Source organism: Micromonospora sp. DH14 (genome assembly GCF_029809455.1).
GTDB classification, from domain to species: domain Bacteria; phylum Actinomycetota; class Actinomycetes; order Mycobacteriales; family Micromonosporaceae; genus Micromonospora; species Micromonospora parva.
This window is the reverse complement of sequence record NZ_JARVKT010000007.1, coordinates 134,773-160,027: the sequence shown is the minus strand read 5'-3', so window position 1 is coordinate 160,027 and position 25,255 is coordinate 134,773. Positions and strand designations below refer to the sequence as shown.

At 68.4% G+C, this 25,255-nt stretch carries 28 protein-coding genes; 6 read left to right on the top strand and 22 right to left on the bottom strand.

Annotation, left to right across the window (positions count from 1 at the left end; translation table 11 throughout):
• Nucleotides 1–2: 2 nt before the first annotated feature.
• The 13 genes from QCZ28_RS12300 to ligA form a co-directional block, all read right to left on the bottom strand.
• Complete coding sequence (locus QCZ28_RS12300; RefSeq protein WP_279516775.1) at nt 3–401, bottom strand: hypothetical protein; 399 nt, start codon at nt 399–401, stop codon at nt 3–5.
• Nucleotides 392–1,243, bottom strand: coding sequence for a hypothetical protein (locus QCZ28_RS12295; protein ID WP_279516774.1), 852 nt, complete (start codon nt 1,241–1,243; stop codon nt 392–394). Before QCZ28_RS12295 ends, QCZ28_RS12300 begins: the two co-directional genes overlap by 10 nt.
• Entirely contained in the window at nt 1,243–2,187 is a 945-nt protein-coding gene (locus QCZ28_RS12290) for a hypothetical protein (protein WP_279516773.1), read from the bottom strand. Before QCZ28_RS12290 ends, QCZ28_RS12295 begins: the two co-directional genes overlap by 1 nt.
• The gene (locus QCZ28_RS12285) at nt 2,184–3,569 is read right to left on the bottom strand and encodes an FAD-dependent protein (RefSeq protein ID WP_279516772.1); all 1,386 of its coding nucleotides are present in this window, start codon (nt 3,567–3,569) and stop codon (nt 2,184–2,186) included. Before QCZ28_RS12285 ends, QCZ28_RS12290 begins: the two co-directional genes overlap by 4 nt.
• Nucleotides 3,566–4,186, bottom strand: coding sequence for a dTMP kinase (gene tmk / locus QCZ28_RS12280; RefSeq protein WP_279516771.1), 621 nt, complete (start codon nt 4,184–4,186; stop codon nt 3,566–3,568). The genes QCZ28_RS12285 and tmk (QCZ28_RS12280) overlap by 4 nt, the downstream gene beginning before the upstream one ends.
• Before the next feature lie 2 nt (nt 4,187–4,188).
• Nucleotides 4,189–5,121: a PfkB family carbohydrate kinase gene (locus QCZ28_RS12275; RefSeq protein ID WP_279516770.1), complete on the bottom strand. Its 933-nt coding sequence runs from the start codon at nt 5,119–5,121 to the stop codon at nt 4,189–4,191.
• Complete coding sequence (locus tag QCZ28_RS12270; protein WP_279516769.1) at nt 5,111–5,827, bottom strand: 7-carboxy-7-deazaguanine synthase QueE; 717 nt, start codon at nt 5,825–5,827, stop codon at nt 5,111–5,113. The genes QCZ28_RS12275 and QCZ28_RS12270 overlap by 11 nt, the downstream gene beginning before the upstream one ends.
• A complete protein-coding gene (gene queD / locus QCZ28_RS12265; protein WP_279516768.1) occupies nt 5,824–6,213 on the bottom strand; it encodes a 6-carboxytetrahydropterin synthase QueD in 390 nt (129 codons plus the stop codon). Before queD ends, QCZ28_RS12270 begins: the two co-directional genes overlap by 4 nt.
• The gene (locus QCZ28_RS12260) at nt 6,210–6,962 is read right to left on the bottom strand and encodes a hypothetical protein (RefSeq protein ID WP_279516767.1); all 753 of its coding nucleotides are present in this window, start codon (nt 6,960–6,962) and stop codon (nt 6,210–6,212) included. Before QCZ28_RS12260 ends, queD begins: the two co-directional genes overlap by 4 nt.
• 380 nt (nt 6,963–7,342) lie before the next feature.
• The gene (locus QCZ28_RS12255; protein ID WP_279516766.1) at nt 7,343–7,522 is read right to left on the bottom strand and encodes a hypothetical protein; all 180 of its coding nucleotides are present in this window, start codon (nt 7,520–7,522) and stop codon (nt 7,343–7,345) included.
• 266 nt (nt 7,523–7,788) lie between these two features.
• A complete protein-coding gene (locus QCZ28_RS12250) occupies nt 7,789–8,331 on the bottom strand; it encodes an AAA family ATPase (protein ID WP_279516765.1) in 543 nt (180 codons plus the stop codon).
• Nucleotides 8,332–8,498: 167 nt separating this feature from the next.
• Nucleotides 8,499–9,452, bottom strand: coding sequence for a DUF5954 family protein (locus tag QCZ28_RS12245; protein WP_279516764.1), 954 nt, complete (start codon nt 9,450–9,452; stop codon nt 8,499–8,501).
• A 328-nt stretch (nt 9,453–9,780) separates the two neighbouring features.
• Nucleotides 9,781–11,883, bottom strand: coding sequence for an NAD-dependent DNA ligase LigA (gene ligA / locus QCZ28_RS12240; RefSeq protein WP_279516763.1), 2,103 nt, complete (start codon nt 11,881–11,883; stop codon nt 9,781–9,783).
• A gap of 245 nt (nt 11,884–12,128) precedes the next feature.
• On the opposite strand from ligA, the gene QCZ28_RS12235 reads away from it, so the two are divergent.
• Both QCZ28_RS12235 and QCZ28_RS12230 read left to right on the top strand, forming a co-directional pair.
• The gene (locus tag QCZ28_RS12235) at nt 12,129–12,278 is read left to right on the top strand and encodes a hypothetical protein (protein ID WP_279516762.1); all 150 of its coding nucleotides are present in this window, start codon (nt 12,129–12,131) and stop codon (nt 12,276–12,278) included.
• Between the two features lie 292 nt (nt 12,279–12,570).
• Nucleotides 12,571–13,158, top strand: a complete 588-nt coding sequence (locus tag QCZ28_RS12230) for a CYTH domain-containing protein (RefSeq protein WP_279516761.1) — start codon at nt 12,571–12,573, stop codon at nt 13,156–13,158.
• Nucleotides 13,159–13,307: 149 nt separating this feature from the next.
• Here QCZ28_RS12230 and QCZ28_RS12225 read toward each other — a convergent pair whose 3' ends face one another.
• The 8 genes from QCZ28_RS12225 to QCZ28_RS12190 all read right to left on the bottom strand — a co-directional run bounded on the left by QCZ28_RS12225 (nt 13,308) and on the right by QCZ28_RS12190 (nt 20,875).
• Nucleotides 13,308–13,766: a DUF296 domain-containing protein gene (locus tag QCZ28_RS12225; protein WP_279516760.1), complete on the bottom strand. Its 459-nt coding sequence runs from the start codon at nt 13,764–13,766 to the stop codon at nt 13,308–13,310.
• 11 nt (nt 13,767–13,777) lie between these two features.
• Nucleotides 13,778–14,800 carry an asparaginase gene (locus QCZ28_RS12220; protein ID WP_279516759.1) on the bottom strand — a complete coding sequence of 341 codons (1,023 nt, stop codon included), beginning with the start codon at nt 14,798–14,800 and terminating at the stop codon, nt 13,778–13,780.
• A 72-nt stretch (nt 14,801–14,872) separates the two neighbouring features.
• On the bottom strand, nt 14,873–16,387 hold the full coding sequence (locus QCZ28_RS12215) for a helix-turn-helix transcriptional regulator (RefSeq protein WP_279516758.1): 1,515 nt from the start codon (nt 16,385–16,387) through the stop codon (nt 14,873–14,875).
• Between the two features lie 213 nt (nt 16,388–16,600).
• Nucleotides 16,601–17,395: an endonuclease/exonuclease/phosphatase family protein gene (locus QCZ28_RS12210; RefSeq protein WP_279516757.1), complete on the bottom strand. Its 795-nt coding sequence runs from the start codon at nt 17,393–17,395 to the stop codon at nt 16,601–16,603.
• 15 nt (nt 17,396–17,410) lie between these two features.
• Nucleotides 17,411–18,010 (bottom strand): dTMP kinase, encoded by a 600-nt coding sequence (gene tmk, locus QCZ28_RS12205; RefSeq protein ID WP_279516756.1) that lies wholly within the window; start codon nt 18,008–18,010, stop codon nt 17,411–17,413.
• Entirely contained in the window at nt 18,007–19,110 is a 1,104-nt protein-coding gene (locus QCZ28_RS12200) for a radical SAM protein (RefSeq protein WP_279516755.1), read from the bottom strand. The genes tmk (QCZ28_RS12205) and QCZ28_RS12200 overlap by 4 nt, the downstream gene beginning before the upstream one ends.
• Nucleotides 19,107–20,087: a phosphotransferase gene (locus QCZ28_RS12195; protein ID WP_279516754.1), complete on the bottom strand. Its 981-nt coding sequence runs from the start codon at nt 20,085–20,087 to the stop codon at nt 19,107–19,109. The genes QCZ28_RS12200 and QCZ28_RS12195 overlap by 4 nt, the downstream gene beginning before the upstream one ends.
• Nucleotides 20,084–20,875: a metal-dependent phosphohydrolase gene (locus tag QCZ28_RS12190; RefSeq protein ID WP_279516753.1), complete on the bottom strand. Its 792-nt coding sequence runs from the start codon at nt 20,873–20,875 to the stop codon at nt 20,084–20,086. The genes QCZ28_RS12195 and QCZ28_RS12190 overlap by 4 nt, the downstream gene beginning before the upstream one ends.
• A 9-nt stretch (nt 20,876–20,884) precedes the next feature.
• On the opposite strand from QCZ28_RS12190, the gene QCZ28_RS12185 reads away from it, so the two are divergent.
• Nucleotides 20,885–21,154, top strand: coding sequence for a hypothetical protein (locus QCZ28_RS12185; RefSeq protein ID WP_279516752.1), 270 nt, complete (start codon nt 20,885–20,887; stop codon nt 21,152–21,154).
• Here QCZ28_RS12185 and QCZ28_RS12180 read toward each other — a convergent pair.
• Nucleotides 21,144–21,743, bottom strand: a complete 600-nt coding sequence (locus QCZ28_RS12180) for a hypothetical protein (RefSeq protein ID WP_279516751.1) — start codon at nt 21,741–21,743, stop codon at nt 21,144–21,146. The two genes, QCZ28_RS12185 and QCZ28_RS12180, sit on opposite strands and share 11 nt — an antisense overlap.
• 363 nt (nt 21,744–22,106) lie before the next feature.
• On the opposite strand from QCZ28_RS12180, the gene QCZ28_RS12175 reads away from it, so the two are divergent.
• The 3 genes from QCZ28_RS12175 to QCZ28_RS12165 are packed head-to-tail and all read left to right on the top strand — an operon-like array spanning nt 22,107 to nt 25,245.
• Entirely contained in the window at nt 22,107–22,322 is a 216-nt protein-coding gene (locus tag QCZ28_RS12175; protein ID WP_279516750.1) for a hypothetical protein, read from the top strand.
• A 59-nt stretch (nt 22,323–22,381) separates the two neighbouring features.
• Nucleotides 22,382–24,841 carry a nitrate- and nitrite sensing domain-containing protein gene (locus QCZ28_RS12170; protein WP_279516749.1) on the top strand — a complete coding sequence of 820 codons (2,460 nt, stop codon included), beginning with the start codon at nt 22,382–22,384 and terminating at the stop codon, nt 24,839–24,841.
• Nucleotides 24,838–25,245: a roadblock/LC7 domain-containing protein gene (locus QCZ28_RS12165; RefSeq protein ID WP_279516748.1), complete on the top strand. Its 408-nt coding sequence runs from the start codon at nt 24,838–24,840 to the stop codon at nt 25,243–25,245. The genes QCZ28_RS12170 and QCZ28_RS12165 overlap by 4 nt, the downstream gene beginning before the upstream one ends.
• Nucleotides 25,246–25,255: the final 10 nt, after the last annotated feature.

Sequence of the window (25,255 nt, the reverse complement as noted above, 5' to 3'; positions counted from 1 at the left end):
GTTCACCGGCCGGCCTCCGCTGGGGACGGGTCCCACTGGACTCCACCGCCGAGGATGCCGTCCTCGGTCACCGTGCAGCGCACCCGCCGGTGCGTGCCGTATCGCTCGGTGATCGCGGCGACGAGCCGTTCGGCGAGGTGCTCGCAGCTCTGCGCGCCGAAGTCCACCGGCCCGTCTGGTCGGGCGGGCGCATCAGCGAACGAGCCGAGGACCGTGGTGAGCCAGCGGGCGACCGCGTTGATCTCCAGCTCGCGGTCGCCGTGCTCGACGGAGATCTCGACGGAGGCGACGAACAGGTGCCGGTGAGACGAGGCGAGGTAGCCGTCGGGAGCGCCGGCGTCCGGCCACCGGTGCAGCCCTTCGACCTGGGTCGTGACATGGATGTGGCGGGTCAGCGCCATGCCGCCTCCTGCTCACTGGGTACCTCGGCGGGCAGGGGCGGGAGTCCGACCGCGTCGCGCAGCAGAGCGACGTGCCTTTGGGCGGCGGCGAGCCGCATCGGGTCGAGGACGTGGTCGTGCAGGTTTGGTTTGTCCGGGGCTTGCCGCTCAGCCCGGCCGGTGCGAGCGTCGGCGGGCAGGTCGTGGGCGGCATACCAGAAAGCGAAGGACGAGTCGTTGCCGGTGATGAACGTGTCGTAGCCGCGCTTGCGGTGCTGGCGTAGCTCCCAGATCAGAGATCGGTCGCCGCCCAGCAGGTGCAGGGGCCGCGGTGGGTCGCCGTCGCTGGTGAGTGCGGCCAGGCAGTCGAGTCGGGCTTCGGCGACCGGTCCGGTGAAGCACCGGGGCACGGATAGCTTGCTCAGTCCGATCATGTCGACGCCGGGCAGGTCGGCGAGCCGCGCGTGGCAGTCGAGCCACTCGCGGCGGGTGGATCCTTGCGGCACGGCCATGTACGCGAAACGTCCGGGTTCGGCTAGGTCCGCGGCTTCGGCCAGGAACCGGCGGGTGGCTTCGACGGTGGCTGGGCCGTCGTAGAGCACGTCGTGGCAGATGACGATCGCCGGGCTGATCAGGTGCGCGGCGCGGAGGACGGCCTCGGCGCTCATACCCTGACCGGTGGTCTCCTCCAGCTCGTAGGCGCTGTTGTCGAGCACGACCCGGACCCCGGCCTGGGCGCGCGCGGCGAAGTGCGCGGCCTGCGCGGGTTCGGTGAGCACGAGATGGGTCAGCGCCATGTCGATGCTGCCGGCTGTGGACAGGTCGGCCAAGTGGGGTGTACTGGTGATGACCGCGACGTCCATCAACGTTGGTTCTCCTCGTTTGGGGCAGGGGCGCCGTGGCGGCAGTCGCGGCGCAGGAAGCAGGCGGTGCAGGCGGGTGTGCCGGCGGTGCAGGTGGTCCGGCCGACCAGAAGGAACACGAAGTGCGCCAGCGCGACGTCGGCGCCGTGGGTGAGCAGCTGGGCGATCACGGCGTTGCGCACGCTGGGGGTGAGTTTGCCGTCGTGGTGGGCCAGTCCGAGCCGGTCGGCGACGCGGAACAGGTGCACGTCGACCGGCATGGTTGTGGTGGTGCGGGCGGAGAACACCAGCACGCAGGCGGCAGTCTTGTGCGCCACCCCGGGCAGGGCCTCCAGGTAGGCCAGCGCGTCGGCGGTCGAGCCGTGCATGATGCGCTCGTCGAACCGGTCGAGGCCGTCGGCGGCGACCAGCGCGGCGAGCTCGCCCAACCGGTCCGCCTTGTACGGCCCTGCGGAGCGGATCGCCGCGCGCAGCACGTCGCGGTCGAGGGCCGCCAGGCTCTCCGGCGTCAGACCATTGCAATGTTGCTCGAGTGCGGGGTAGACGCGGCGGACGATCTCGCCGGTCCGGTTCTGTGACAGCACGGTGATGACCAGTGCCTCGAACGGTGGCGCCCACATGACGATCACACCGCCGTACCGGGCCTGCAGCTGCGTCCAGATGGGGTTCGTCCCGACGTCGAGGTCCGCGACCTGGATCGGGAACATCCGACGCAGCAGTCCGGGCAACTCGTCATGAGGCTGACTTGCGGTAACGTGCAGGCCGCCGTCACCTTCGCGGACGGTGACGTCGATCGGATGGCCGTCCAGGTTCAGCACGCGGCGGTAGCCGCCTGCCGGATTGGGCTGCCAGGCCAGGGCGGGGATCTGGATGTCCATGGTGGCGTCCAGGTCTGGTGGTGTGGTGAACGGCAGGTCGAATCCGACGGCTGCGGTGGTGCTCATCGCAGGCTCGCTACCCGGGCTTGGCCGGCGATGGCCTGGCCGGCGATCAGGCCGCTGAGGGCGGCGGCCGAAAGGCTGGCGGTGTAGCCGGCGGCGTTGCCCACCACGTACAGGCCGGCGATGTCGCGGCTCTGCCAGGTGTCGGGGTCGATGGGGACGCGGTAGTTGTAATACTTGATCTCGGGTGCGTACAGGACGGTGTCCGGGGCGAGCACCGGCGGTAGTGCGGCGCCGAGGGCGGTAATGTAGCTGGCGAACGCCTCGGCCAACGGCGGCGGTAGCGCCGCCCGGAGGTCACCGGCGCGGGTCTTCGGGTTCGACGCGTCCACGGAGAGCGGCTGCCCGGTCGCCGCGTCAGGAAGAAACCCGGCGAGGAGCTGCCGGACTGGGTAGCCGTCGGTGGCGGCGGTGATGGCCCTGGCGGTGTCTCGAACGTACGACTTCGGGTCGGGGGTGAATGCCTCGGTGATGGTGGCCAGGATCGCCAGGTTGGACAGGTCGCTGCGCCGGTGCAAGAACGAGTGGCCGTTGACGCCGCGGATGTTCAGGGGGCGGTGGAATTCGCTGACGATGTAGCCGTGGCCGTTGACGCAGAAGCTGCGCACGTCGATACCGCCGGGGCTGGTGTGGTGGGCCTTGAAGTCGTAGAACTGGCCGATCAGCGGGTCGAGGGCGGTGGCCGAGGTTTCCAGCCGGATGCCGATGTCCGCCGGACCAGTCTCCAACGTGACGCCGACGGCGGTGAGCTGCTGTTCCAGCCAGGGCGTGCCGACCATGCCGACCGCGGCGACGACCGCTGTGGCGTCGATGGCGAGCGGACCAGAGCGGTTGCGGCCGACGACGCCGACGACCTGGCCGTTGATGATGCGCAGCTGGGTGACGTCGACGCCGGTGAGCAGCCGCACACCCCGGTCCTGGAGCTCGGTGCTGAATCGGCGGCCGAACTCGCGGATGCCGTCGGATCCTACGTGCAGCAGCGGGTACGACTCGCCACGTAGCCGGTTCTCGTGCCCGGCAAGGGCGGCCAGTTCCGGTACGGGGGCGTAGTCGACGGCGTCGCTGACGTTGCGGCGAACGGCTGCGGCGATGGTGTTGAGATGTTCTGCTTGGGTGTCGGTGAACAGGCGTTGGGAGTGCGTGCCGCGCACTGCGGACAGGGTGATCTTCCCGTCAGAGAAGGAGCCAGCGCCGCCTTCGCCCTCGAGCACGGGACAGGTGCGGCACTCGCATCCAGGCCCGGGTGGGCAGAGCCGCCGCGCCATCGGCCGCCCTCGCTCGGCGATCACGATGTCGGTGACCCCGGCGCGCAGCAGCGCGTCGGCGGCGAACAGCCCTGCCGGTCCGGAACCGAGGATCAGGGCGGTGCATCGCAGGGTGGTCATGCGGCGTTGCCTCTCGACGTGGGGGCGGAGAGCCGGTCCTCGATCGCCGCGAACGCGGCGGACAGGACGGCGGGTGCGGGCTGCTGCGCATCGAGAACGACGACGTCGGCTCCCTGGCCGCGCAGCAGAGCAAGGCAGGTGCGGTAGGCGTCCGGTAGGCGGCTGGTGAACTCCGGCGTCTCCCAGCGGCTGTCCGGCGGCCGATCCACGCGGGTGGCCGCCACCGGCGCCGGCACGTCGAGGTACAGGTACAGGTCCGGCATCCGCACCCCGCCCGCACAGGCGGCGTAGAAGGCGGGATCGATGCCGTCGGCGTGGTGGTACGCCAACCCGGACAGGTAGTACCGGTCGCCGACCACGACCTGCGCCGTGCGTAGCTGTGCCTGCAACCTTGGCTGCTGGTGGTGCCGATCAGCAGCGGACAACAACGCCAGCGCGGCCGGACAGGCAGGCTCCTCGACCGCGAGGCTCCGCAGTAGGCTCCCGATCGGTGCGCGGCTGGGCTCCTTGTGCCGTTCAACGACGACGCCCCGGTCGGTGAACGTCCGGCACAGGCTCTCGACAAGGGTTGTCTTGCCGCTGTGGTCGATGCCCTCCACCGCTACGAACAACCCCACCGTCAGCTCCCCGCCTCGACGACCGAACGGCGCACCGCGGTCACGCGCGTGGCCAGCACCTGCTGATTGGGTTGCAGCAGCGCCGCCGCACCGAAGTCCTCCACCACCAGGGATGCGACGGCGCATGCGTACCCGGCCGCGCTTAGCAGCTCGTCACCCTCGACCAGGCACGCCGCGAGCGCGCCGGAAAACGCCTCGCCGGCACCGGTGGGGTCCACGGCGGGACGTGGGAACGTCGGAATCCTGCGCACGGCGTCGTGGGTCAGGACGTGACAGCCACTGGCCGCGTCGGTTACCACGACCTCCCGCCCCGGTCCGGCGAGCGTTTGAGACAGCCACGCCAGCGCGTCCTCCACGTGCGTCACGGCAGCGAGGGCAACGGCTTCCGGCGCCGAGCACACGAACACGTCGCAGGTGTCGATCATCCGCAGTACGGTGCGGCGGTCGGCGGCGATTCGGGCCAGGAACGTGCCAGCGCTGATCCGAGCACGCCGGGCGCCGGACATTCCGCGCAGAGCTGTCGCGTATTGCAACTGGACGCCGGGATCGCCCAGGGCGCAGAGGTGAAACCCGGTGGCACCCCGGTAGACCGGCGGCATGTCGCCGGGGAGCAGGTACTGCTCATCGCCGGCGTGGTCGGTGTGGTAGGTGGCCCGGCCGTCGGCGTCGTAGCTGATGTCGAAGGCGAGGCCACGGTGAGGAAGGGTGATCAGTCCCGCGTCGCTGACTGCGGGCCGCCATGGCCTGCCCGCGGTCAGCGGGTGGTCACTGCTGATCCCGACCAGGCCGACGGTGGTGCGGGTCGCCGCTGCCAGCGCCGCGTAGAGGCCGCCACCACCAAGTACCTGCACCCCATGCCGTCGCGGTGTGCTGATCCGGTCGACGGAGACACCGCCGACTACGACCAGCCGAGGTGCGCCAAGGTCAGCGCCCACGGGCGTCCTCCCACAGCAGCACATGCAGTCGACCAGTCAGGTTCCACCCACGCCGCAGCGTCTCGTCTGCCAGCGCGCGAAGGTCCGCCACGAGTTGCCCGGACTGGGTGCCCTCCGGCATCACCCACACCGGGGCCAGCCCGTGCCGGTCGGTGAGGTCGCCGATAGCGTTGAGGTCGCCCGGCTCGGTGACGACGAACTTGAACACCGCCCGTTCCGTCGCGACGAACGCGGCCAGCGCGGCGGCGTTGATCGGCCGGTCGCCGTCGGCGGCGAACGATGGCAGCTTCGGCGAGACGTTGAACCGATCCACCACGGCGGTTAGCGCGGGACTTGGGGCGATCGTGCCGTTGGTTTCGATCTCCACTCGGCGCCCAGCGGCGGCGAGCCGCTCAGCGAGCACGGTCACGGTGGGCTGTTGCAGCAGCGGCTCCCCACCCGTGATCACCACCAGGGTCGGCGGTGCGGCGAGCACCTGCTCCGTGACGGCCTCGACGGATGCGACCACCGTGTGTTCCCGCAGGTCGTAGCGGCGTGTGTCCCACGTGTAGGGGGTGTCGCAGCCAGGACAGCGCAGATTGCAGCGGGAGAGTCGGACAAACATCGCCTGCTGCCCGGTCGACGGGCCTTCGCCCTGAAACGTCGGGCCGAAGACGTCCGCCACCAACAGCCGCCGGTCGGACATCGGCGGGAGCACGGTGCTCACGTCACGTCCAGGACGTATTCGGCCCAGCTACTGGGCGTCTCGGACACTCGGACGACAGCCAGCCGGCCGCCCAGCGATTCAGCCAGGTGGTCCTTCAGCCACTGCGCGAGGTGCCATGCCAGCCGTTCACTGGTGGGTGCGACATCGCCCAGGACGTCGTTGAGGTGCCGATGATCGAGGTGATCGTTGATGTACCGGCCGAACGGGGCCAGGTCACCGAAGTCGGTCACGAAACCCGGCCCGGTAAGCGAGTCGCCCTCCAGCACCACCTCGACCGTGTAGGTATGCCCGTGCAAGCGACCGCACTTGTGCCCTTCAGGCAGGCCCGGCAGCTGGTGCGAGGCGTCGAAGGAAAACCGCTTTCCGATCCGCCACACCCCGATCACATCCCCACCGGGCTGACAGGCGTTGACTCCCAACGTCGTGCGTTCTGACTGGCCACGACCAACTTGGCCACGGCATCGCCGACGTCCTTCGGCGACATGCCATTGACGTCCAGAGGCGTCCAACCATGCTGGACCGTCCATGAGTCGAGCACCTCGGACAAGCGTCGCTGGTAGCTGACGAACGCCTCCCGGGTCAGCGTCACGTCGCCTTCGTGGTTTCCGGCCTCGCTGATACCGAAGATCGCCTTGCGACTCGCGGCTGTTACGGGGTCAAGATCCAGACGGACGATAAGGTCCGGCTTCGGCAACCCCTCGAACACCGCAGCCGCCCTGGCAAACTCCACACCCGGTCGCATTGCGAGCTTCGCCAAAAACTTGTAGGTCCAGGTGTCCGTGACCACCACCTGCCCCGCCTCGATCATGGGCCGCACCGCACAGTGCGCCGCGGCCGAATACCAGGCGGCTTGCAAGTACACCCAGTGCATGTCGCCCAGTTCGAGGTACGGGTCGTCAGCGGGATGCTCCCAGATCAACGCCCGCAGCTCACAAGCATGGCGACGCACGTAGTCGGAGCCAAACTCTGTGCTCTTCTTGTCGAAGACATCGGCCGGAATTCCAAGGTCGCGCAACGCCTCAGCGACATACCCAACAGCTGTCGTCTTGCCAGCTCCATCGATCCCCTCAAGGCAGATGAACAGTCCGGGGTTCTCGGCGACTCCCTGGGCCGCCAACGCCTGCGGTAAACCCATGACAGGTACCCCTTCTCTCCTCGACGGCATTCCCGGCTATCAACTGGGCCCGGGGCGAGCTACGGCCACCCACGTACGGGCACCCACCCCGGCGCCCCTGCTCTTATGGGTTCAGGACGCACCATGGCGACACCCCGGACATCGATGCTGGCCGCCCAGCTGCGCCGCGATACTTGGGGCGAGTCCATCAAGTCCTCGTCGATGTCGGTAAGTGCCGCCGGTCGGATCCGACAATCCGCTGACAACCAGGTGGCCCGCAGTAAGAAGGACTACTTCACCGCACACGGCTTGCAGGACAAGTTCGCACCTCTCGGGACCTGCAGCGCCAGGCCGACTTCACGTTCATCGAGCCACCGCGCGATGACCGGTACCTCCCTGCGCTACGCGCCGTCGTTGCGGCTGACTTCATCGCCGGAGCCGACTTCCTCCTCGTCGCTGGCAATGACCTCCTCTTTCGCAACGATGGCGGATCGGACTTGGCTAACCTGGCCGCTGTCCCGAGCCGCAGCCGAAGTACCGGAGGCGCTCGCCGCCGCAACGGTGCCCGGCACCGAGCCCACCGCTACGGCATCCTCCACTCGCGGGCAGCCGAGGGTCACCAACTACTCGATTAGCTGCTCGAAAAGCCCGGCCGCAACGGCGAGTCAACTGCGTGCGTCAGCCGCACCCCGCTGCCCGCCGACGCCGTCATCGCCCTCGCCCGCGACAACGACGTATTGATCCACCCCTCACCGGTAAGCACCACGACTGCGGCGATCCCGTCGGTTGGTCGGCGGCCAGCAACGCCGCAGCCCAAGCGATCATGGCCCCTGGCCCGCACGCCTGATCACGATCCAACCGACCGCGCCAACACCTGCGATGCCAACTCCGCTACCGGCAGCTCACCTTCTAGCACCACCGTGTCAGCCGGCAACAAGCCCACAGCGGCAGCGCAGCGTGCCACCTGCTGCAGCCGCCACGTACGCACCTGCCCATCACGAGCCGGGTCATCCGGCCAGATCGACTGCGCCTCAATTCGAGCCTGTAGGACGCGGAAGGGCACGTCGATAAAGAAATGGTCGACGCTCACGCTGTGGGCGCGCAACCGACCGAATATTTCCTCAAGATATGACGGCACCACCACGGTCATCGGCACCACGAGCGTGCGTCCGTACTCCTGCAGTAGTGCTATCGCCGTATCCGCCACGCTACGACGCCACACCCGCAGATCCTGGAAATCCCCGCTCGCGGGCGGAGGAACTATCTGGCGGAGCATGAACCCTGGCAACTCCGCATCGAACAGCAACAGCCGAGGATCCGCCGCAGTCAACGCCTCCGACAGCGTCGTCTTCCCCGCGCCGAACGCACCGTTGATCCAGATCACCCGCATGTACCGCTCCTCACGCGCCGATGGTGCACGATTCGAGAACCCGGTGACGATCACCCCGGCACCCGGCGTCCGCCGAACGGTCTGTGTGAGGCGCCTGGCAGCCTGGGCTAGGAGGTGGCGGCGGGTTGGACGGTTGTCCGGGCTCTCTGGTGTTGCCGTTGTTCGTCTTAGCGCTGGCCGCCCGCGCCCGGTGGCTGGTCCGGATCGGGGTCCGATGGTCGGGGCATTTCCGGGCCGCTGGCGCCCATGCGCAGCAGCGTCTCGATGCGGGTGACCCGAAAGTGGCGTCCGAGCACGGTGACGTCGTCCACGGGATTGGTGTCGAGGGTGTCGGCGGTTTGTCGGTAGGCGGCTGCCGGGTCGTCGGTCAGCCGCAGTAGGCGCGGTTCGATGTGGCGCAGGCCGAAGGCGATCTCGCCGCGGGCCAACTGCGGCGTGGCCACCGCGCGACTGTAGGGCCGCCACGACCCTGCCACAGATTCGGCGGCGGCGTAGCGGGTCGGCAGGATGACCCCGACCGGGTGGGAGGCGACGGCGGCGACGCTCTCGGCGTATACGTCGGCGGGGACCTGGGCGCGGGGATAGTGCGCGGTCATCAGCTCGGCCCGCAGCATTGCCTCACTGAGGCCGGTCGCCTCCTCCGGGTCGATGACGATCTCGGGAGCGAGGAAGCTGTCGTGGTCCTCGGCGTCGCGGGGGTCGCGGTCGGTGGGTCGGGGTGGTTCGGGCCCGTCCGGGCCGAACCGTGCGAACGTGTCCACCCGCACGATGCGGTGCACGCGACCGCTGATCACCACCTCGTTCACCTTCTCCCGGTCCAGGACACCGAGCGCGGTGGTGAGCTCCCCAGCCAACAGGGGGTCGGTGGTCTCGTCGAGCTGTTCCATGAGGTGGTGCGCGAGCTCATTCCGCGCGGCTTGCGGCGTATCCGACACGACGGCGTACACCTGCCACCGCCCGCGATCTCCTTGCACCGCGTGGCCGAACAGTGGAGCGCCGATGCGGATCTTCGGGTAGGCCACCGTTCGCCGTGCCGCATCCTCCTCGGTGACCGCGCCGACTGGGTCGGCGGGTTGCTGCACCCGCAGGATCACCGGCGGCTGCGCTTCGTCGGCACTCATGCCACGGATTGTGCGTCGGCTCGATGACCTGTGTCACGAGGGCGCGCCTTTACCCGCGGTGGTGTCGTGCACCGTCGTCCTGCAGGAGCGCCCGGCGGCTGACCTGAACCCGACGGCCTCGCCTGTCTGCCACAGTCGTCACGATATCCGTCTCCCCGACGGACTGGCCGTTTGCGTCGGCCACCAGCTCGGATCAGGGCCTCGCCGGCGACCAGGTCAGCGAAGGCGGTCGGAACAACGGAATCCACGATCGAGGCATGAGCTGCTTTGCGAACCAGAGTCGCAGCAACGTCGCCGGTCGACGTGGGCCTGGTCATTCACACCCTATTCACGTTAGGTGTCCAGCGAGGCGCTGGGCGAGTTCCTCGGGTGTGATGGTTTCGATGCCCAGTGCGCGGGCCTTGTCGAGCTTGCTGCCGGCCTTTTCTCCGGTGACGACGAGGTGGGTGCGGGCAGAGACGCTTGAGGATGCGCGTCCCCCGGCTTTGGCGATCAGTTCGGTCATCTCGGTTCGGGATAGGTCCGAGAGAGGCCCGGTCATCGCGCCGGTTAGCACCACGGTCAGCCCCGCCAAGGGCAGCTCGCTCATCGCCGCCTGGCCGGACGCCTCCGCATCGCCCTCAGCATCTATGGGAGCAGCGGGAGCGAAGCCGGGCTGGTCCAGATTTACACCTGCGGCGACGAGCTTGTCGATGATCGGGGCGAGGTCGGTCAGTTCCTCGATGATCACTGCGGCCTTCTCGTTGCCGATGCCGTTGACCTGCTCTAGTGCGACGGCGTCGGCGTCTCGGATGGCTTGCATGGAGCCGAAGTGCGCGGCGATGCGCAGCGACATGGAACGGCCGGTGCCGAGGATGCCGAGGGCGCAGAAGACGCGATTGAGGGGCTTGGTCTTGGCTGTCTCGATCGCGGCTAGGAGGTTGTCGGCGCTCTTGGCCCCCATGCGGTCCAGGGTGAGTAGCTGTTCGCGGGTGAGGGTGAACAGGTCGGCGAAGTCCTCGATCAGGCCCTTGTCGACGAGTTGCACGATGATTCTCTCGCCGAGGCCGTCGATGTCGAGCGCGTCGCGGGCCACGGCGTACCGGATCGCCTCTTTCTGGCCGCAGGAGCGTCCCCGCGCGCAGCGCCAGCGCTCCTGGCTGCGGTCGATGCCGGAGCCGCAGCGTGGGCAGAGTTCGGGGAAGTCGATGGGCTGCTCGGTGCCGGTGCGGAGACCGGCGACCGCGCCTTCGACGCGGGGGATGACTTCGCCGGCTCGGTAGACGATGACGTGGTCTCCGAGCATCAGACCGCGGCGGGTGATGTCGGCCGGGTTGTGCAGCGTGGCGTAGGTGATGGTGGTGCCGGCGACGTCCACGGGGTCGAGGACGGCCCGTGGGGCGATCACACCGGTGCGGCCCACGCTCCACTGCACGGCGCGCAGCACGGTGATCTTCTGGGCGGCCGGGAACTTGAAGGCGGTGGCCCAGTGCGGGGTGCGAGAGCCCATCCCGGCCCGGATCTGGTCCGCGGGGCTGTCGGCCTTGATCACGGCACCGTCGAGTTCGATGTCGAGTCCCGCGCGCAGGGCGCCGATCTCGTGCACCCGGTTCACGACCTGGTCAAGGGTCGCGTAGGTGCGGGTGGCGAGCGGGGTGTCGGTCATCGTCCCCAGCCCGAGATCGGCGAGGCGGGCGATGAGTTGGGTGTGGGTGAGCGCGGCGAGGGCGGGGTCGTCGGTGTGCTCGGGGTGGGTCAGTGCGGCGTAGGCCAGGAAGGTCTGACCGATTCGGTAGGCCCGGTCCTTGGCGCGCAGTGAGCCCGAGGAGGCGTTGCGGCGGTTGGCGAAGGCCGTGGCGCCGTGCGTGACCCGCAGCTCGTTCGCGGCGGCGAACTGGTCCTCGGTCATGAGGACTTCGCCCCGCACTTCGATCGTGACCGGTTCGGTCAGGGTCGTGGGCAGGCCGGTGATGTCCCCGATCGCGTGGGACACGTCTTCCCCTGTCGTCCCGTCGCCGCGGGTGACGAGTTGCACCAGCCGCCCCTCGCGGTAGCGGGCTGCCAGGGCCACACCGTCGAGCTTGGGTTCCACCGCCCAGCCTGCCACTGCGGCTCCGCCCAGCCGCCGCTCCAGCGACGCGGCCCAAGCCCTGAGTTCCTCGTCGGAGAAGACGTTGCCTAGGCTGAGCATCGGAACGGGGTGCGCGACGTCGCCCGTTGTCACGCCTGCCGCGACCTGCTGGGACGGGGAGTCGACCGCGATCTGTCCGGGGTGCGCGTCCTCCCACGCGGTGATCCCGCGCAGCAGCCGATCGTAGGTCTCGTCGTCCAAGTCTGATTCGCCGGAGCCGTAGTAGGCATCGGCGGCCTTCCGCGCCTGCGCGACGGCTTCAAGGTAGGCGGCCTCGTCAGCGAGGTCGACAGCGGGCGCCGCTGCGGAAGGTGTGGTCATGCTGCCCATTCTGCTGACTGCCCCTGACAGCGTGTCGGTAGCGCTGGTGGGATTCATCCGCGGTGTCGCGTCGGCGCCGACGGGCGGGGTTCTGTGCGCTGCTCCGGTAGGCGGGGGTGGCTGAGCGGGGTCGGCTTGTCAGTTCCGGGTCGTGCCGGGGAGAGCCCGAGCGGCGCGCCGGTCTCGGCGTAGGCGCTCGCGAGGTCCACTGCTGCTGCGAGGGCGACGTTGACATTCGCGGGGTCGTGTTCGAGCGTTTGTACGGCACTTTCGAGTACATCCACAGCCGCTGGCTCACCGCCGCGCTGACCCACCAGCCCCTCGTCGGTCTGGCCGAGAAGAAGATGGTATTGCCCGCATACACGTGGAGGCGCGCGTTGCTCCAGTCGCTGTAGAAGCCGACGCAGTCAGCCGGTGACAGTCCATTGACCGCTGCTTTTGCCCGCTGCAGAGCGGCGGTAGCCTCGCGTGGAAGCCGCAGGGCGGCGTAGGCCTGGGCCTGCGCGGCTGCTATGCGAGCTCGTGCGGCGGGGTCGAGATCTGTTGCTGCCTGGCCGGCCTCGTCGAGCAGCCGCAGGCCGATAGGCTGCCAGCGGCAGGTTCCAACATTCTTCCGACAAAGTTCCGACATCGCCCTCGCGGCGTCTCGAGCCCGCGTGGCCTGGGATTCTCGTATGCTCCCTGCTCGTGACCCGCGCGGAGGCCAAGAATGATCATGAGGTTGAAGCCAAGTACCGCGTCAGCGACCTGCGAGAGTTGATCAAGGAACTCGCGCAGCGGCAGGTGGTGTTGACGGAGCCGTCGGTTCAGGACGACCAGGCGTACGCGCCAGCCAGCTGGTCGTACGGGATGTCGAAGATCGGTGTTCCGTTTGCGCGTCTACGTACGCAGCAGGGTCGCCATCTGTTCACCGTGAAGAAGCCGATCGACAACGAGATGGCATGTCTGGAGCACGACTGCGTCATCCACGACCGTGACGCGATGCACGCCGCTCTCGCCACGATGGGTTGGGTGCCAACCGTGCGAATTGTCAAGCAACGCCGAACCGGCGTATGGGACGGCGTGACGGTATGCGTCGACGTAGTCGAGGGCCTCGGTACCTTCGTTGAGGTGGAGCGCCTGGTTAGCTCGCAGCATTCGGGTGAGCAGGTGCAGCGCGGGCTCGACGCTATGATTCGTTCATTGGGCGTGCCGGTGCAGCGGGTCGTGGACACTTACGACACGTTGATATGGAACCTGGCGATCGCTGCCGCGAGCATGTCGGCACCGGTCTGACGTGGTGGAATCAGGACTGACGCCGTCCCCCGGCTGTGCACTCAGCGGCCACGCCGGATCCGCGGATTGCACCGGTCAGCCTGAACTGCCCTACCCATCAATCGGGCGCCCCAACTAGGGGGTCGCTGTGCCGCCGCTTTCGATCTTGTTCAAGGGAACTGCAGGAGTGGCACTCCGTAGAGGTCGGCTTGACGAACGCGAGTCATCGTTGGTTCGGTAACCTCCACGATGATCATTTCGGTGAGGAATTGAACGGTGGCCGCGAGTAGATGGCTGGTGTGGGCGGTGGCGCTGTGTGCTTTCAAGCCGACGGTGAGGTGGATGTGCGGCTCGACGGTGTCGGTGTCGGGGTTGTAGGCAAGGGTGCCGCCGCCGAGGGCCTCGACATTGGTTAGATGGACTTTCGTCCACACGGGGGCGTCGGGGTTGTCGAGGCGTTCGCAGGTGCCAACGATGTCCGCGGTGGCGAGGCCGGCAATAAACGTGGGGATGTAGCCCTGGCGGATGCCATGGGTGCGGCAGGTGCGGTCGAGAGCGTCGTAGAAGTCTTCCCCGTGGTCGAAGACGACGACGATGGTACGTCCGGGGACGACTTCGCGGCTGCGCAAGAGGGACTCCTTCAGGCGGTCGGGGCGTTGGTGGCCGGCTGCTGCGGCCATGGCCACGGCTCTCCGGGCTCGGCCACGGCGCGAAACGCCGTTGCCGTCTCGTGGGCGGTTGCGCCTGCAGCAAGCGAAAGGTGGAGCAGGATCCGGGCCTTGTAGGGGTCGAGGAAGCCCGCAGGAATGAGTCCCCGTTCGGTGAGATCTCGCTCGGAACCCGGGAAGCCGTAGGTGCTGGCGAGCACTGGCCCCGCACCGATGCGGGAGGCGAGGACCACGGGGATCTGCTGGGCGAGCGCAGTGAGAGTGGAGACCCAGGTGTCCGGGACGTGCCCGACGCCGAAGCCAGCGATGACGAGGCCGTCAAGGTGGGCTGCCGTTGCGGACAGGTAAGTCGCGTCGTCGCCGACTGTGGCGGTGTAGAGGCCCACGCGCGGCTGGCGTACGGGCGTCGGTACAGCTTGGCGGGGGGCGGTGTGGCTGAGAAAGCGGGGTTTGCCTTCCACGACGTAGCCGAGTGGGCCGCCGTTGGGTGAGGTGAACGCCTGAGTGCTGACGGAGTGCGTTTTCCGGACACGGTCGGCGGCGTGGATCTCGTCGGCCATGACGACGAGAGCGCCCCGGTCCCGGGCATGAGGGCTGGCAGCGACCCTGGTGGCGGCGAGAAGGTTGGCGGGCCCGTCTGGACCGGCGAGGGTGGGGTTGCGCATGGCACCGGTGACGATGATGGGCTGCGGTCCGGTGTGCAGGAGATGCAAGTAGTAGGCGGTTTCTTCGAGGGTGTCCGTTCCCTGGGTGATGATGATGCCGGAGGTGCCTGCGGCGGCGGCCTGGTGGACGCTCCGGGCCAGGTCAGCCAGGTCGGCGAATGTCAGGGAGGCGCCGGGGCGGCTACGGAAGTTGACGACGTCGATCGCGATGCCGGTATCGGCAAGGCCGGGCACAGCGGCCACAAGATCACTGGCGGTCAGTGCCGGGACGACGCCGCCGCCCTGTGAGGTGGTCATGGCGATGGTGCCGCCAAGCCCGAAGACCGTCACCCGCGGCGATGCTCGTGTGCACGATGACAATGTTCTGGCCTCCCGACGGCGACGATCATCGCTGTCGGAAGACTAGTCGGTCAATACGGCGGCGTCGGCGAGGTAGCGGCAGGCGCGGTCGATGCCGGCGGTAGACAGATGTCTGCTGCGGGGTTGCACAACGGCGGCGCACCCCTGTTCGGCGAGGTCTCGGCAGCGCCTGGCGAGCGTCTCCCAGTTCAGATCCAGGTACTCGGTCAGGGCACGCAGGCGTGCGGGCGGAGACACAGCGGCGATAACTGACCGGCCGCTGGCGTGTTTAATGGCCGCGCCGTACTGGCGCACGGTGCGGTGGTCGTCGGTGACGTCGACATGCCAGATACCTTGAGCGCCGACCCAGTTGGCGAGCACCGCGCGACGGTCGCTGTCGGTCACGAAGCCGGGTGTGCCTGCGTACTCCGGCTCGTCGGTGATGACGACCTCGATTCCGTACGACTCCATCAGTGCCACCGCCAACAGCAGGAGAATCCGCTCGCCCCGAGGGGAGGCGTCGACCGCCGCGCGAGGAATGCAGAACGCGCGGATGATGCGGTGACTTCCGGCGCGCGCGGCGGTGAGGTCCAGATACCTCTGCTTATGGGCGAACAGCAGCCAAGTGCTGGCTTCCTCACCACGCTGTTCGCGGGTCCAGTAGGCGGGGGTCGAGGCGAGGGCGTCTGCGTGTCGGTGTATGTGTCCGGCGCAGAAGACCGACCCGAGCCACATCCGGCCGACGTCGCTAAGATCCGCAGCAAGATCGTGGCTGACTGCGGATCGGCTCATCTGCTCGTAGGAGGCCAGTTCAGCGGTGGCCTGCTCAATACATGCGTCGTCGGCCAACAGCGCTTCGTCAAGGTTCGCCACAGCCCACAACAGTGCGAGGATCAGTTCGTCAAGCTGGTACGCCTGCGGGATGACGAGCCGCGCGTCAGGGGCCGCCTGGGCGAGGCGTTGGCGGGCATGACGAGCGTCCAAGCCGAACAGTTGGGCACCCTGATCGGTTTCGATCCGCCCTAACACCAGACTCCGTCGCGGTGTGCGCAGTAGCCGGTCGTCGCAGTAGCCGGCCGGTACCGCCGTGAGAACTCGGCCGTCCTCGGCCACCGCAGGGTGAACATAGGCCGGTATCGCCAGTCCAGGGAAGAACCTGCCGTCAGGTGCCCACAGGTCAACGACGTACGTCTGGGGGGCGAACTCGCCATTTGCTGCCTGGGGCGCGAGCAAGGAAAGCGCCGTTGGCACGGGTGTTTCTGTGCGGGTGGCGACGGTGGCCCCGCGAGCGCGTCCACCGTCGAAATGTCCTGCGGTGTTGCGCGTTACCAAGGCTCGAAGCCGGTCATACTCCGCTGCGAGCACACCTCCGGTATGCAGGATCTCGTCGCAACGAACCCAGAAGTCTCGGCCGATGCTCTGGCGACCGCGCTCCACGTTCGCGATCGTGCTGCGGACGTAATGCGTCAGCGGTGCCAGCGTCTCTTGCGTGTAGCCAGCGGCCTTGCGCGCTTCGGCGAGTCTTTTGCCGAGGTCAGCCCGGGCTTGGGCGAGCTCCGGCGGCGGGGCAACGGACACAATCACGCTCCGAGGAGGACGAGCGGGACAACCATCAAGACATGAGCATTGAGGTGACCTAACGTCACGACTCTAGCTGGATTCCGTGAAGAAACGTGCCAGGGAAGTACGGATTCACGAGGCGCAGCCCGCCGTCCGCTCTGCTCCTCACCCACAGCCGGCGGGAAGCAGACTCGGCGACGACCGCAGACAGTATTCGAGGCCGACATTGGTTCAGAAAAGTGCTGGCACGGCAGTAGTTAGCCGCTCAGTAACGGCGCGCGGGGTGACGTTGAGGCAAGCGGTGAGTGCTGCATGGTCGGTGAGCTTCGCCTGGCGGGGCTGGTGTAGGTAGGTGCTGGACACCACCGCAGGCATGAGCGCGGCGCCAGCGTGGAGATAGTCGAAGCGGTAGCCGCTGCCGTTTCTACCGATCCAGCTGTAGGCATGCATGTCGGGGTGCAGGGTCCGGTGGACGTCGGTGAGCTTGACCGCAGCGAGGGCGTCGAGGAACTCGTACTCGAAGGATCGGAAGCCGGGGTAGTGGGGTTGGTGGTCGCGGCTGATGACGTTGTAGTCCCCGCCGACGACCAGGTGTGCGCGGTCGTCGGCGGATAGCCGGGTCAGGGCGTCGGTGACGGTGGTGAGGAAGCCTCGCTTCTTGGCGAGTTTGGCTGGTGCTCGGTCGGAGGAGGGGACGTAGAGGCCGAGGATTGTGACGGCGGGGTGGGTTTCGAGGGTGACAGCGGGGGCTCGGCCGGGCAGGGTGATTCCGGTGGTGAGGTCTGGGGCGGGCTGGGTCGGGATGCGGCTGGCGATGGCGCAGCCTCGGTCGCCGTCGACTGAGGGCTGGTGGGTGACGGACATCCCGGCCGCCCGAAGGCCGGTGAGAAGGTGACGGGTGCCGGGTCCGTTGCTGGTTTCGGTCAGGATGATCAGGTGGTCGTCGCGCTGCAGCAGCCAGGGCAGCAGGTTCTGCGCGCGTGCGAGTGCGGCGGCTTGCACGTTGATGGTCAGGATGGACAGCACGGGGAGCCTCGCTGGTCAGGGGCCGTCGGCGGTTAGCAGGCCGAGGATAGTGTCCACGACCTGCTCGGCGGTGAGGCCGTGACAGACGACGACGTGTTGACGCCACTGCTGCCGGCGCAGGTGAGCTGCGGCGTCGCGGTAGAGGGCGAGTTCTTTCTCGGGTGAGCCGGCAAGTTCCAGCCTGGTCAGATGCGGCCGGGCTGCCAGACGGGTGCGGATGACCTCTGGGTGGTCTTCGAGGTAGATGACGGTGGCGGGCAGGACGTAGCGGTTGTAGGACCAGATCTCACCGAGGTCGAGGCCGTCGATGCGTTGCAGCACCAGCGAGGAGGCGACGTACCGGTCGGTCACGACGTGCAGTCCGTCGTCGAGGCGGGGGATGATCTCCGTTTCGATGTGCGCGGCCCGGTCCGCCGCGAGAGCGAGGGCCAGGGCCTTGCCGTGTAGGAAGGATTCCTGCCGGCGCAGGAGTTGGCCCAAGGGTGTGCGGGTGGGCTCACCGGTCAGGTGGACCCCGGCCGATCCGAGTTCGGCGAGACGGTCGGCTAGAAGGCGGGCGATCGTGGTTTTGCCGACTCCGTTGGGCCCTTCGACGGCGATGAACAGACTGCTCACCCCTTCGACGGGGACAGCGGCAGCAAGCGGCGGCCGTTGGGTGTGGTGATGGGGCACTGGTTGCTGTCGACGTCGCCTATGCGGCCACCTGCGGCGACGACCGCGGCCGGGCAGCCCTTGCCGCACTGCCCGGCCACCTGGCAGGAGCCGCAGGTCGGGTTAGCGCCGAGTTGGTAGCGGGTGTGGAAGTCGTAGGCGTCGAGGCTGGGGGCGGCCTCCCCGTCGAGGATGTTGCCCGTCAGGAACTCGGTGTCGCGGTGCGCTGAGGCGGGCGTGCGGGCGGCGAAGACCAAGTAGGGGCAGACGGCGACCTGGCCGTCGACGAAGACGTAGATCAGCTTGCCGGCGTCGCAGCCACCCAGCGGCAGGTTGTCGTTGGGGAAGCGAATACGGACGAGATCGAGCTGGTCAGCGAAACGGTCGGTCACCGCCCGGATCGCCTCCATGGCAGTCGTGGTCGCGGCGAGCTTGCTGCGGCTCTTCACTCCTCGGCCGAAGGACGACAGCGGGTTCATCAGCACGTATTCGGCGCCGACGTCGACGGCGAACGCGCACAGGTCGGCGAACTCCTGCGGGGTGGTCAGCGCGTTGGGTGTGGACAGCAGGCCCTTGAGTAAGCCGGCGTCGGCGAACTTGCGGGTGGTCGCGACGGTCGTGTCGAAGGACGACCGGTCACCGCGGAACTTGCCGTGGCTGTCGGGACGGAATCCGTCGAAGGACACGTTGACGTGGACGTTGCCGAAGGCAGCCAGGGCGTCGATGTCAGCGTCGCGGGTCAGCGTCGCGTTGGTGCAGATTCCCAGCGGTAGGTCTCGGTCGGCTACGGCCTGGCACATGGCGATCAGGTCGGGGTGCACGAAGGGCTCGCCCCCGGTGAGCGTGAGGCGTTCGACCCGGGCGTCGAGCAGCCGCGGCAGCACCCGGGTAGTGAAATCGAGTCGGGACAGGTCGGACCCGGCGGCAGTCGACGAGACGAAGCAGTGGGCGCAGTGCAGGTTGCACCGTTCGGTGATCTGCACCAAGGCTTTGCGCCCGTCGCCTCCGACGGAGGTGCGGAAGTAGCAGGACGAGGCGTGGGTGTCGACGACGAGGCGCTTCACGAGGATCTTCCTGTAGTAAGAGATGGGTGGCCGGCGCTAGGGGGCAGCGGTGCTCCAAACAGGTCCACGGCGCCCTGGAGTTGCCGGAGGACGACTTGGCTATGGCGCCGATCGGCGGAAGCTGGGTGGTGGTCAGCGGCGGCGGTCGTGAGCAGCCACCAGGCCGCCCACACCCGGTGCCAGCCCAGCGCCCATCGGGCAGCGGGAAGCCCGCCCCGGTCGGCTTCGGCGTCGGGGTGGCCGCCTGCGGCGACGTAGGCGTGGATGAGCTTGGTGAGGAGTCGTGGTTCGGTGGGTGTGCGGGTGCCGAACCAGGTGGCCAGGTCGAACAGGCCCGGTCCGGTGAATGCCTTGGCCCAGTCGACGAGGCGGCAGCCGGTGCGGCTGACGTGCAGCGACGTGCGGTGGAATTCGCCGTGGCACAGCCCGAACGGTGGTCGCTCGGCACCGTCGGCTCTGTGTCGTGCGGTGGCAGCGAGTCGCTGCAGCACCGCTTCGATCCCTTCCGCGTCGCGGGTGAAGCGCCCTTGCCGACGCAGCTCGTCCAACGCGTCGAGTCCTTGCTCCGGTAGCCGCGCCAGGCCCGCTTCGTCGAAGGTCGGGAGGTTGGGAATGCCCGCAGTGGCGTGAACCCATCGGGCCGTTGCGGCAGCCTCCGCGAGCGTCGCGGTCCGACTTGCCTCGCCCAGGTCCTCCATCAACATGCCCACCCCGTCGGGGCGCATCGTGTAGCCGTTTAGCAGCGGGACTGGGGCTTGCTGATTGTTGAGCGCGCGAAGGATGTTCGCTTCGCCGGTGAACGGTGCGGTGGCGATTTTGCAGATGAGGCTGCTGCCGTCGGGGTAGAACCAGCGCTCGACGGAGGACAGCTCCCATGTCTGGATGATGTGTCGCCGCGTCGGTACCCGTCGTGATGCGGCAAGCAGGTCGCCACGTAGTCGCGTGCCGACCCGCTCGTCGAGCATGGTGCTGTTCACCGTGCACCCGCACCGTGCGCACGAGCGGTGGCGCGCTCGAGCGGCGTGAGGGCGGCGTCGAGATGCGCTGACATGCTGGCGGGCAGCCGAGGATGTGCGGCGCGTTGGAACGCCCGAAAGTGCGGCAGTAGCCCGCACAGCACCGGGCGCCGGTCAAAAAAGTCCGTTGCGTTGCCCGTGCTGTGGGCCCGGCGTAGCAGCGAGGTCAGCGCGACGATTTTGTCGGCGGTCGAGGCGAGCAGGACGGGCTGGTCGTCGACGCGGATGGGCGGGTCGGGTTCGTCGAGGGCGCGGTGTTCGACCTGGAGAGCGGCGATGATCCGGGCGGCCTCGCTCCCGTAGTCGGCGGTGAGGGTCTGGTAGACGTCCGCTTCCGCCGCGGCGAATTCCGGTACGTCGTGCAGGAGCGCGGCGATGATCACGTCCTGTGCTGGAGTGAGGACGTGTTGCCCGATGGTCACCGCGACGCGCAGCGCGTGGACCAGGGCTGGTCGGTCGTCGATGGTGTGCCCCGCGCACCACGTCCGAGCGTCGCGCAGGGCGCGCTCGATGTCGGCGGGGCGGGGAGGCGATAAGACCGGCATACCCTGGTACCTCCTGATTGCCGTACGATCGGCGGCATGTCGGGGCCCCTTCCGCAGTGGTGTGAACAGACCTGCGTGGTGTGTCCGGCTCAGCAGCTCGGGCCGGGCCAGTTCGATGTGATCGAGCGGCCGGGACCCGAATTCGCGTACCGACCTGACCTGGGGTGGCGGGCGACCGCCGACGGTGTCGCCGTTTGCGTTCATCCGTTCCGGGTGGGCCTTCCCGCCGGCCGGTACGCCTCGCAGGGGGAGCTGGTCCCCGATCAGGTGCCCCGACCGGCGCCGACGGCGGCGGCGCTGGAGTTGCCCGCCGACGTGGTCGATCTGGATGGTTGGCTTGTAGCCGTCTTGCGGCAGGCACCCGCCGAAGGGATCTTCGCCGCTGTTGCCCGCGCCGAGCGGCTGGCCGCCGAACGGTTCGGAGCGAAGGAAGCGGTGACGGCCCTGCGGCGGGTGCTGTCGGTGGAGTTGGCTAACCGCTGACCCCGGCGCCGACCGGCTCGTTGAAGTCGAAGTCGTGGCTGCGTCCATCCCGGCCGAGACCAGCGGCCTGGTAGCGCTCGTTGAGCAGGCCGAGACGTCGATTCACCTCGGCCGAGTCCAGCCAGTACCGCAGTGGCTGCTCTCCCCACCCGGCGGCGGCGTAGTAGGCGTCGGTGATGCTGCCGCGGGTGTAGGTGAACTCCTCCAACTCGGTGGCATGGGGGAAGGTGACGCCCAAGTCCCTCTGGAGGCGCGTCATCAGCGTGAACTGGGCCAGCACGGCGTGGATCATCTCGTCCACCGGCGCCGGCACCAGCAGTTCAGCGGCGCGCTCGTCGCCGCCGGAAAGATCGAACACGGCAGCTTTGAGCGCCAGCACGCGCAGCGCTTCGTCCAGTAGCGGAGCGGCATCGCGCTCCAGCGACCAACGGCTGATTGCCGGGTAGCCGGTGAATGTGGCCCAGCAGGTGGAGTACTTCATCGACGAGCTCTGCAGCCGGCCGTAGGCCGGGTGCGCTTGCATGTTGTCGAGGATCTCGGCGGCCCGACGGCCAACCTCTCCAACCTCCGGCATGGATGAAATGGTCATGGTGCATGCCCTCCCAAGGGGTCGTGGACACGGCAGACCGTCACGCCGCATCGCGGCTGCGGTCCCTCATCGCCAGCGACGTCCACGCGGGCGCTGACTCAATCATCAAAAGGCGTCACCGGTGGTGTCGATAAGGGATTTCGTCTAATTCCGACAATCCACTGACATTCATCTTCAACGGATGTTGCTGATGCCGGGAATGTCGGCGGATTGTCAAAACCGCTTGGCAGGGCTGGCCGACATTGATCGATCTCGTCTTAGGTCGCTCTATGCCGGCATCAACGCCGCTGCTGCGCTGTAGTCACCAGCCAGCGATGCCAACTCACCGAGGGAAGGTTCGCCGTGCCTGTTGCCAGGAGGTTCATGCCTCTGCTGATCACGCCGCTGGTGGCGCATCTGGCCATCGCGCCGCAGCTGCTGGTATCGACCGGCCGGCAACTCTCCGCCGGCAGGCCCGTCAACGAGCAGGCGCTTGCTACGGCGACTCTCTCGGCGACCGGCCGGCGCTGGCCGCGTGACGCGGCGTGGAGCGGGCGTGGCAGCGGTGCCGCAGCTGCGGACAACTGGGCGGCGGTGTGAGCACGGCTAGTGGCGGTGCGCGGGTCTCGCGGATAAGAGTGGGCCGCCGGTTGGCGGATATGTCGGTGCGGTGGAAGGCCGGGCTGATCGTGCTGCCGACTGTGCTGGTCGCGGTGGTGTCGGCGGGTTTCGGATTGTGGTCTTCCGTGGGGGAAGCCAGGGCCGCCAAGAGTGCCGGGGATTTGTTCGCTGTGGGTGCGTCGGCGACCGAGGTGACGCAGCGTCTGCAGGCGGAGCGGATTGCCGCGGTGGGTCTGCTGCTACCGGGGTCGAAGGTGAAGCCTGCGGATTTCGAGCGGGCCGTGCAGCGCGCCGACGAGGCGATCTCCGGGTTCCGGGTGCTGCGTGGAGACCTCGAAGACCCGCCCGGGGGTGTGCGGGCTGTCCTGGCCCGTGCTGATGCGGGTTTGGCGGATGTGCAGGCGCAGCGGCAGCGGGTGCGCGGGGATGGCCCGGTGGCGTTGTCCGCCGTGGCGTTCGGCTATCGGATCGTCATCGCCGATCTCGGGGATCTGCTGTTGACGGTGGCGCAGAGCGGTGTGGAACCGCAGTTGGCGGATGAGATGCGGGCGTCGGCGACGGCGTCGCGGGCCCGCGAGGCGGTGGGTCAGCAACAGGTGGCGGTGTTGCAGGCGGTGGCGGCGCGGCGGTTGACTCCGGCGCTGCACGCGGAGATTGTGGCCGCCCGGTCCGGCCAGGATGAGGCGCTGCGTGAGTTCGACGCCTTGGCGCGCCCGTCGTGGAGGGCGCGGTTAGGGCGGACGTTGACCGGCGGGGACGTCCTCGCCGCGGTGCGCCTTGACGGGCTGGTCTCTGGAACCGGCGTGTACGAGCCGGTGCGGCTTCCGGGCGGCGCCGAGCAATGGAGTCGGGTGATGACCACTCGAGCAGACTTGTTGGCCCAGGTGCAGGCAACGGTAAACGCTGACATCGCGGCTGCTGCTGATGACCTGTGGATGGCCCAGGTCCGCGCGGCGGCGGTGCAAGCCGCGATCTTGTTGCTGATGCTGCTGGTCGCCGCGGTGACGGCGGTGCGTGTGGCCCGGTCGCTGGTCGCGCAGTTGTCGTCCCTGGAGCAGGGTGCACGCCGGGTCGCGGACGTGGAACTGCCTGCGTTGGTAGCGCGGCTGCGGGCGACATCGGATCCGGCGGCGGCGGCACGGTTGGCCGAGGGCGCCGGAGGCGTGGCGGTGCCGGTAGTTGGCCGCGACGAGGTCGGCCAGCTCGCGGGCGCGTTCAACCTGGTGCTGGTCGCGGCGGTGGACGCGGCGGTGGGGCAGGCACGGGGACGCGCCTTGGTCAGCGCCATGATCACGTCGGTTGGTCGACGCGTGCAGACCCTGACTGACCAACTACTGGCCAGCATTGATCGTCTTGAGCGCGACGAGGCGAACCCCGACCGGCTGGAGATGGTGTTCGCGGCGGACCAGCAGGCCACCCAGCTGCGCCGCTACGGGTCGAATCTCTTGATCGTCGCCGGCGGCGGCCCGGCCCAATCACAGCCAAGTCCGGTGGTGCTCGCCGACCTGGTCAACGCGGCCTTGTCCGAGATCGAAGGCTTCGCCCGAATCACCACGGGGCAGTTGGTCGAGGTCGAGATCGACGCCCGCGCGGTCTACGCGGTCAAGTCGATCCTCGCGGAGCTGCTGGACAACGCCACCCGGTTCTCCGCCGACCAGGTGCGCGTGGTGGCGGGGTGGTCTGGGCATGACGTGCAGATCCTTGTCGTCGATTCCGGCCTCGGGATGATCCCGGAGCAGTTCGACCGCGCTAACGCTCTGTTGGCGAGCCCGGAGATCGAGGTTGCGGTCACCGACCAAATGGGACTGGTCGTGACATCCCGCCTAGCAGCGCGATTCGGGGTGCGAGTACGGCTGGGTGCCAGCCAGCCGACCGGCGTGACCGCCGAGGTCCTGGTGCCAGCTGAGTACGTCACGCGGGTGCACGTGCGGGAGATCGTGGTGCCGAGCCAGATCCAACGCCCGACGCGGCCGGCTCCCGAGCCTGCACCTCATCCAGCGGTGGCGACTCCGTGGGCGGGGACTGGGTGGACTGGTCAGACCCAACAGATGCCGGTAGTGCCGGCGCCACCGGCATCGCCGAGCGCGGACATGACGATGGAATTGCCGCCTGTGCCTCGCCAGCGGGGCCCGGTGTCGTTGCCGGTGGGCGCGCCGCTACCGCCGGATCCGCCGATGTTTCAGGCGATGGCTGCCAAGTCGCCGTGGTTGTGGCCGTCTCGCAGCGACGAGCGTGGTTTCAGCACCGACGCCGACGCGGGCTGGCAGGCGGCGGCGTCCGCCGCCGAACCAGCAACCGATGGACGCACCACCTCCGGTCTGCCTCGACGTCGCCCCCAGGCACACGTCGTCCCGGGTGGCCTGCCGGCACAGCGGACCCCATCGGAGCCTTACGTGCAAATCGACCCGGCGGCGATTCGGGCGCAGGTCGCCGGCACGATGCGCGGCCTGCGAGCCGTGCCGTCCACCCCTCCCCTCCCGACAGGAGAACGCCGATGAGCCTCGCCACTACTGCCCGCAATTCGCAGCTGGCGACTGTTCTGAACAACCTGGCCAGCCAGATTCCCGCAGTGGCGCACGTCGTTGCGGTTTCCGGCGACGGTCTGCTGCTGGCCAGCACCGACGGTCTGGACACCGACCGCGGCGATCAGCTCGCGGCGATCGTGTCCGGGCTGGTCAGTCTGGCGCGCGGCGCCACCGACCTGCTGCAGACCGGCGGTGTGCACTTCCAGATGCTGATGATGCGAGACGGGATCCTCGTCGTGCAGCAGGTGCCCGACGGGTCGTCTTTAGCGGCGTTGGCCCGCAACGACTGTGACCCGTCGCAGGTCGCCTACGAGCTGGCGACCATGGCGGCGCGCATCGGCGACGCGGTCAGGCCAGGGCCGCGAACGGCCGGCTGAGCCGGCGTGT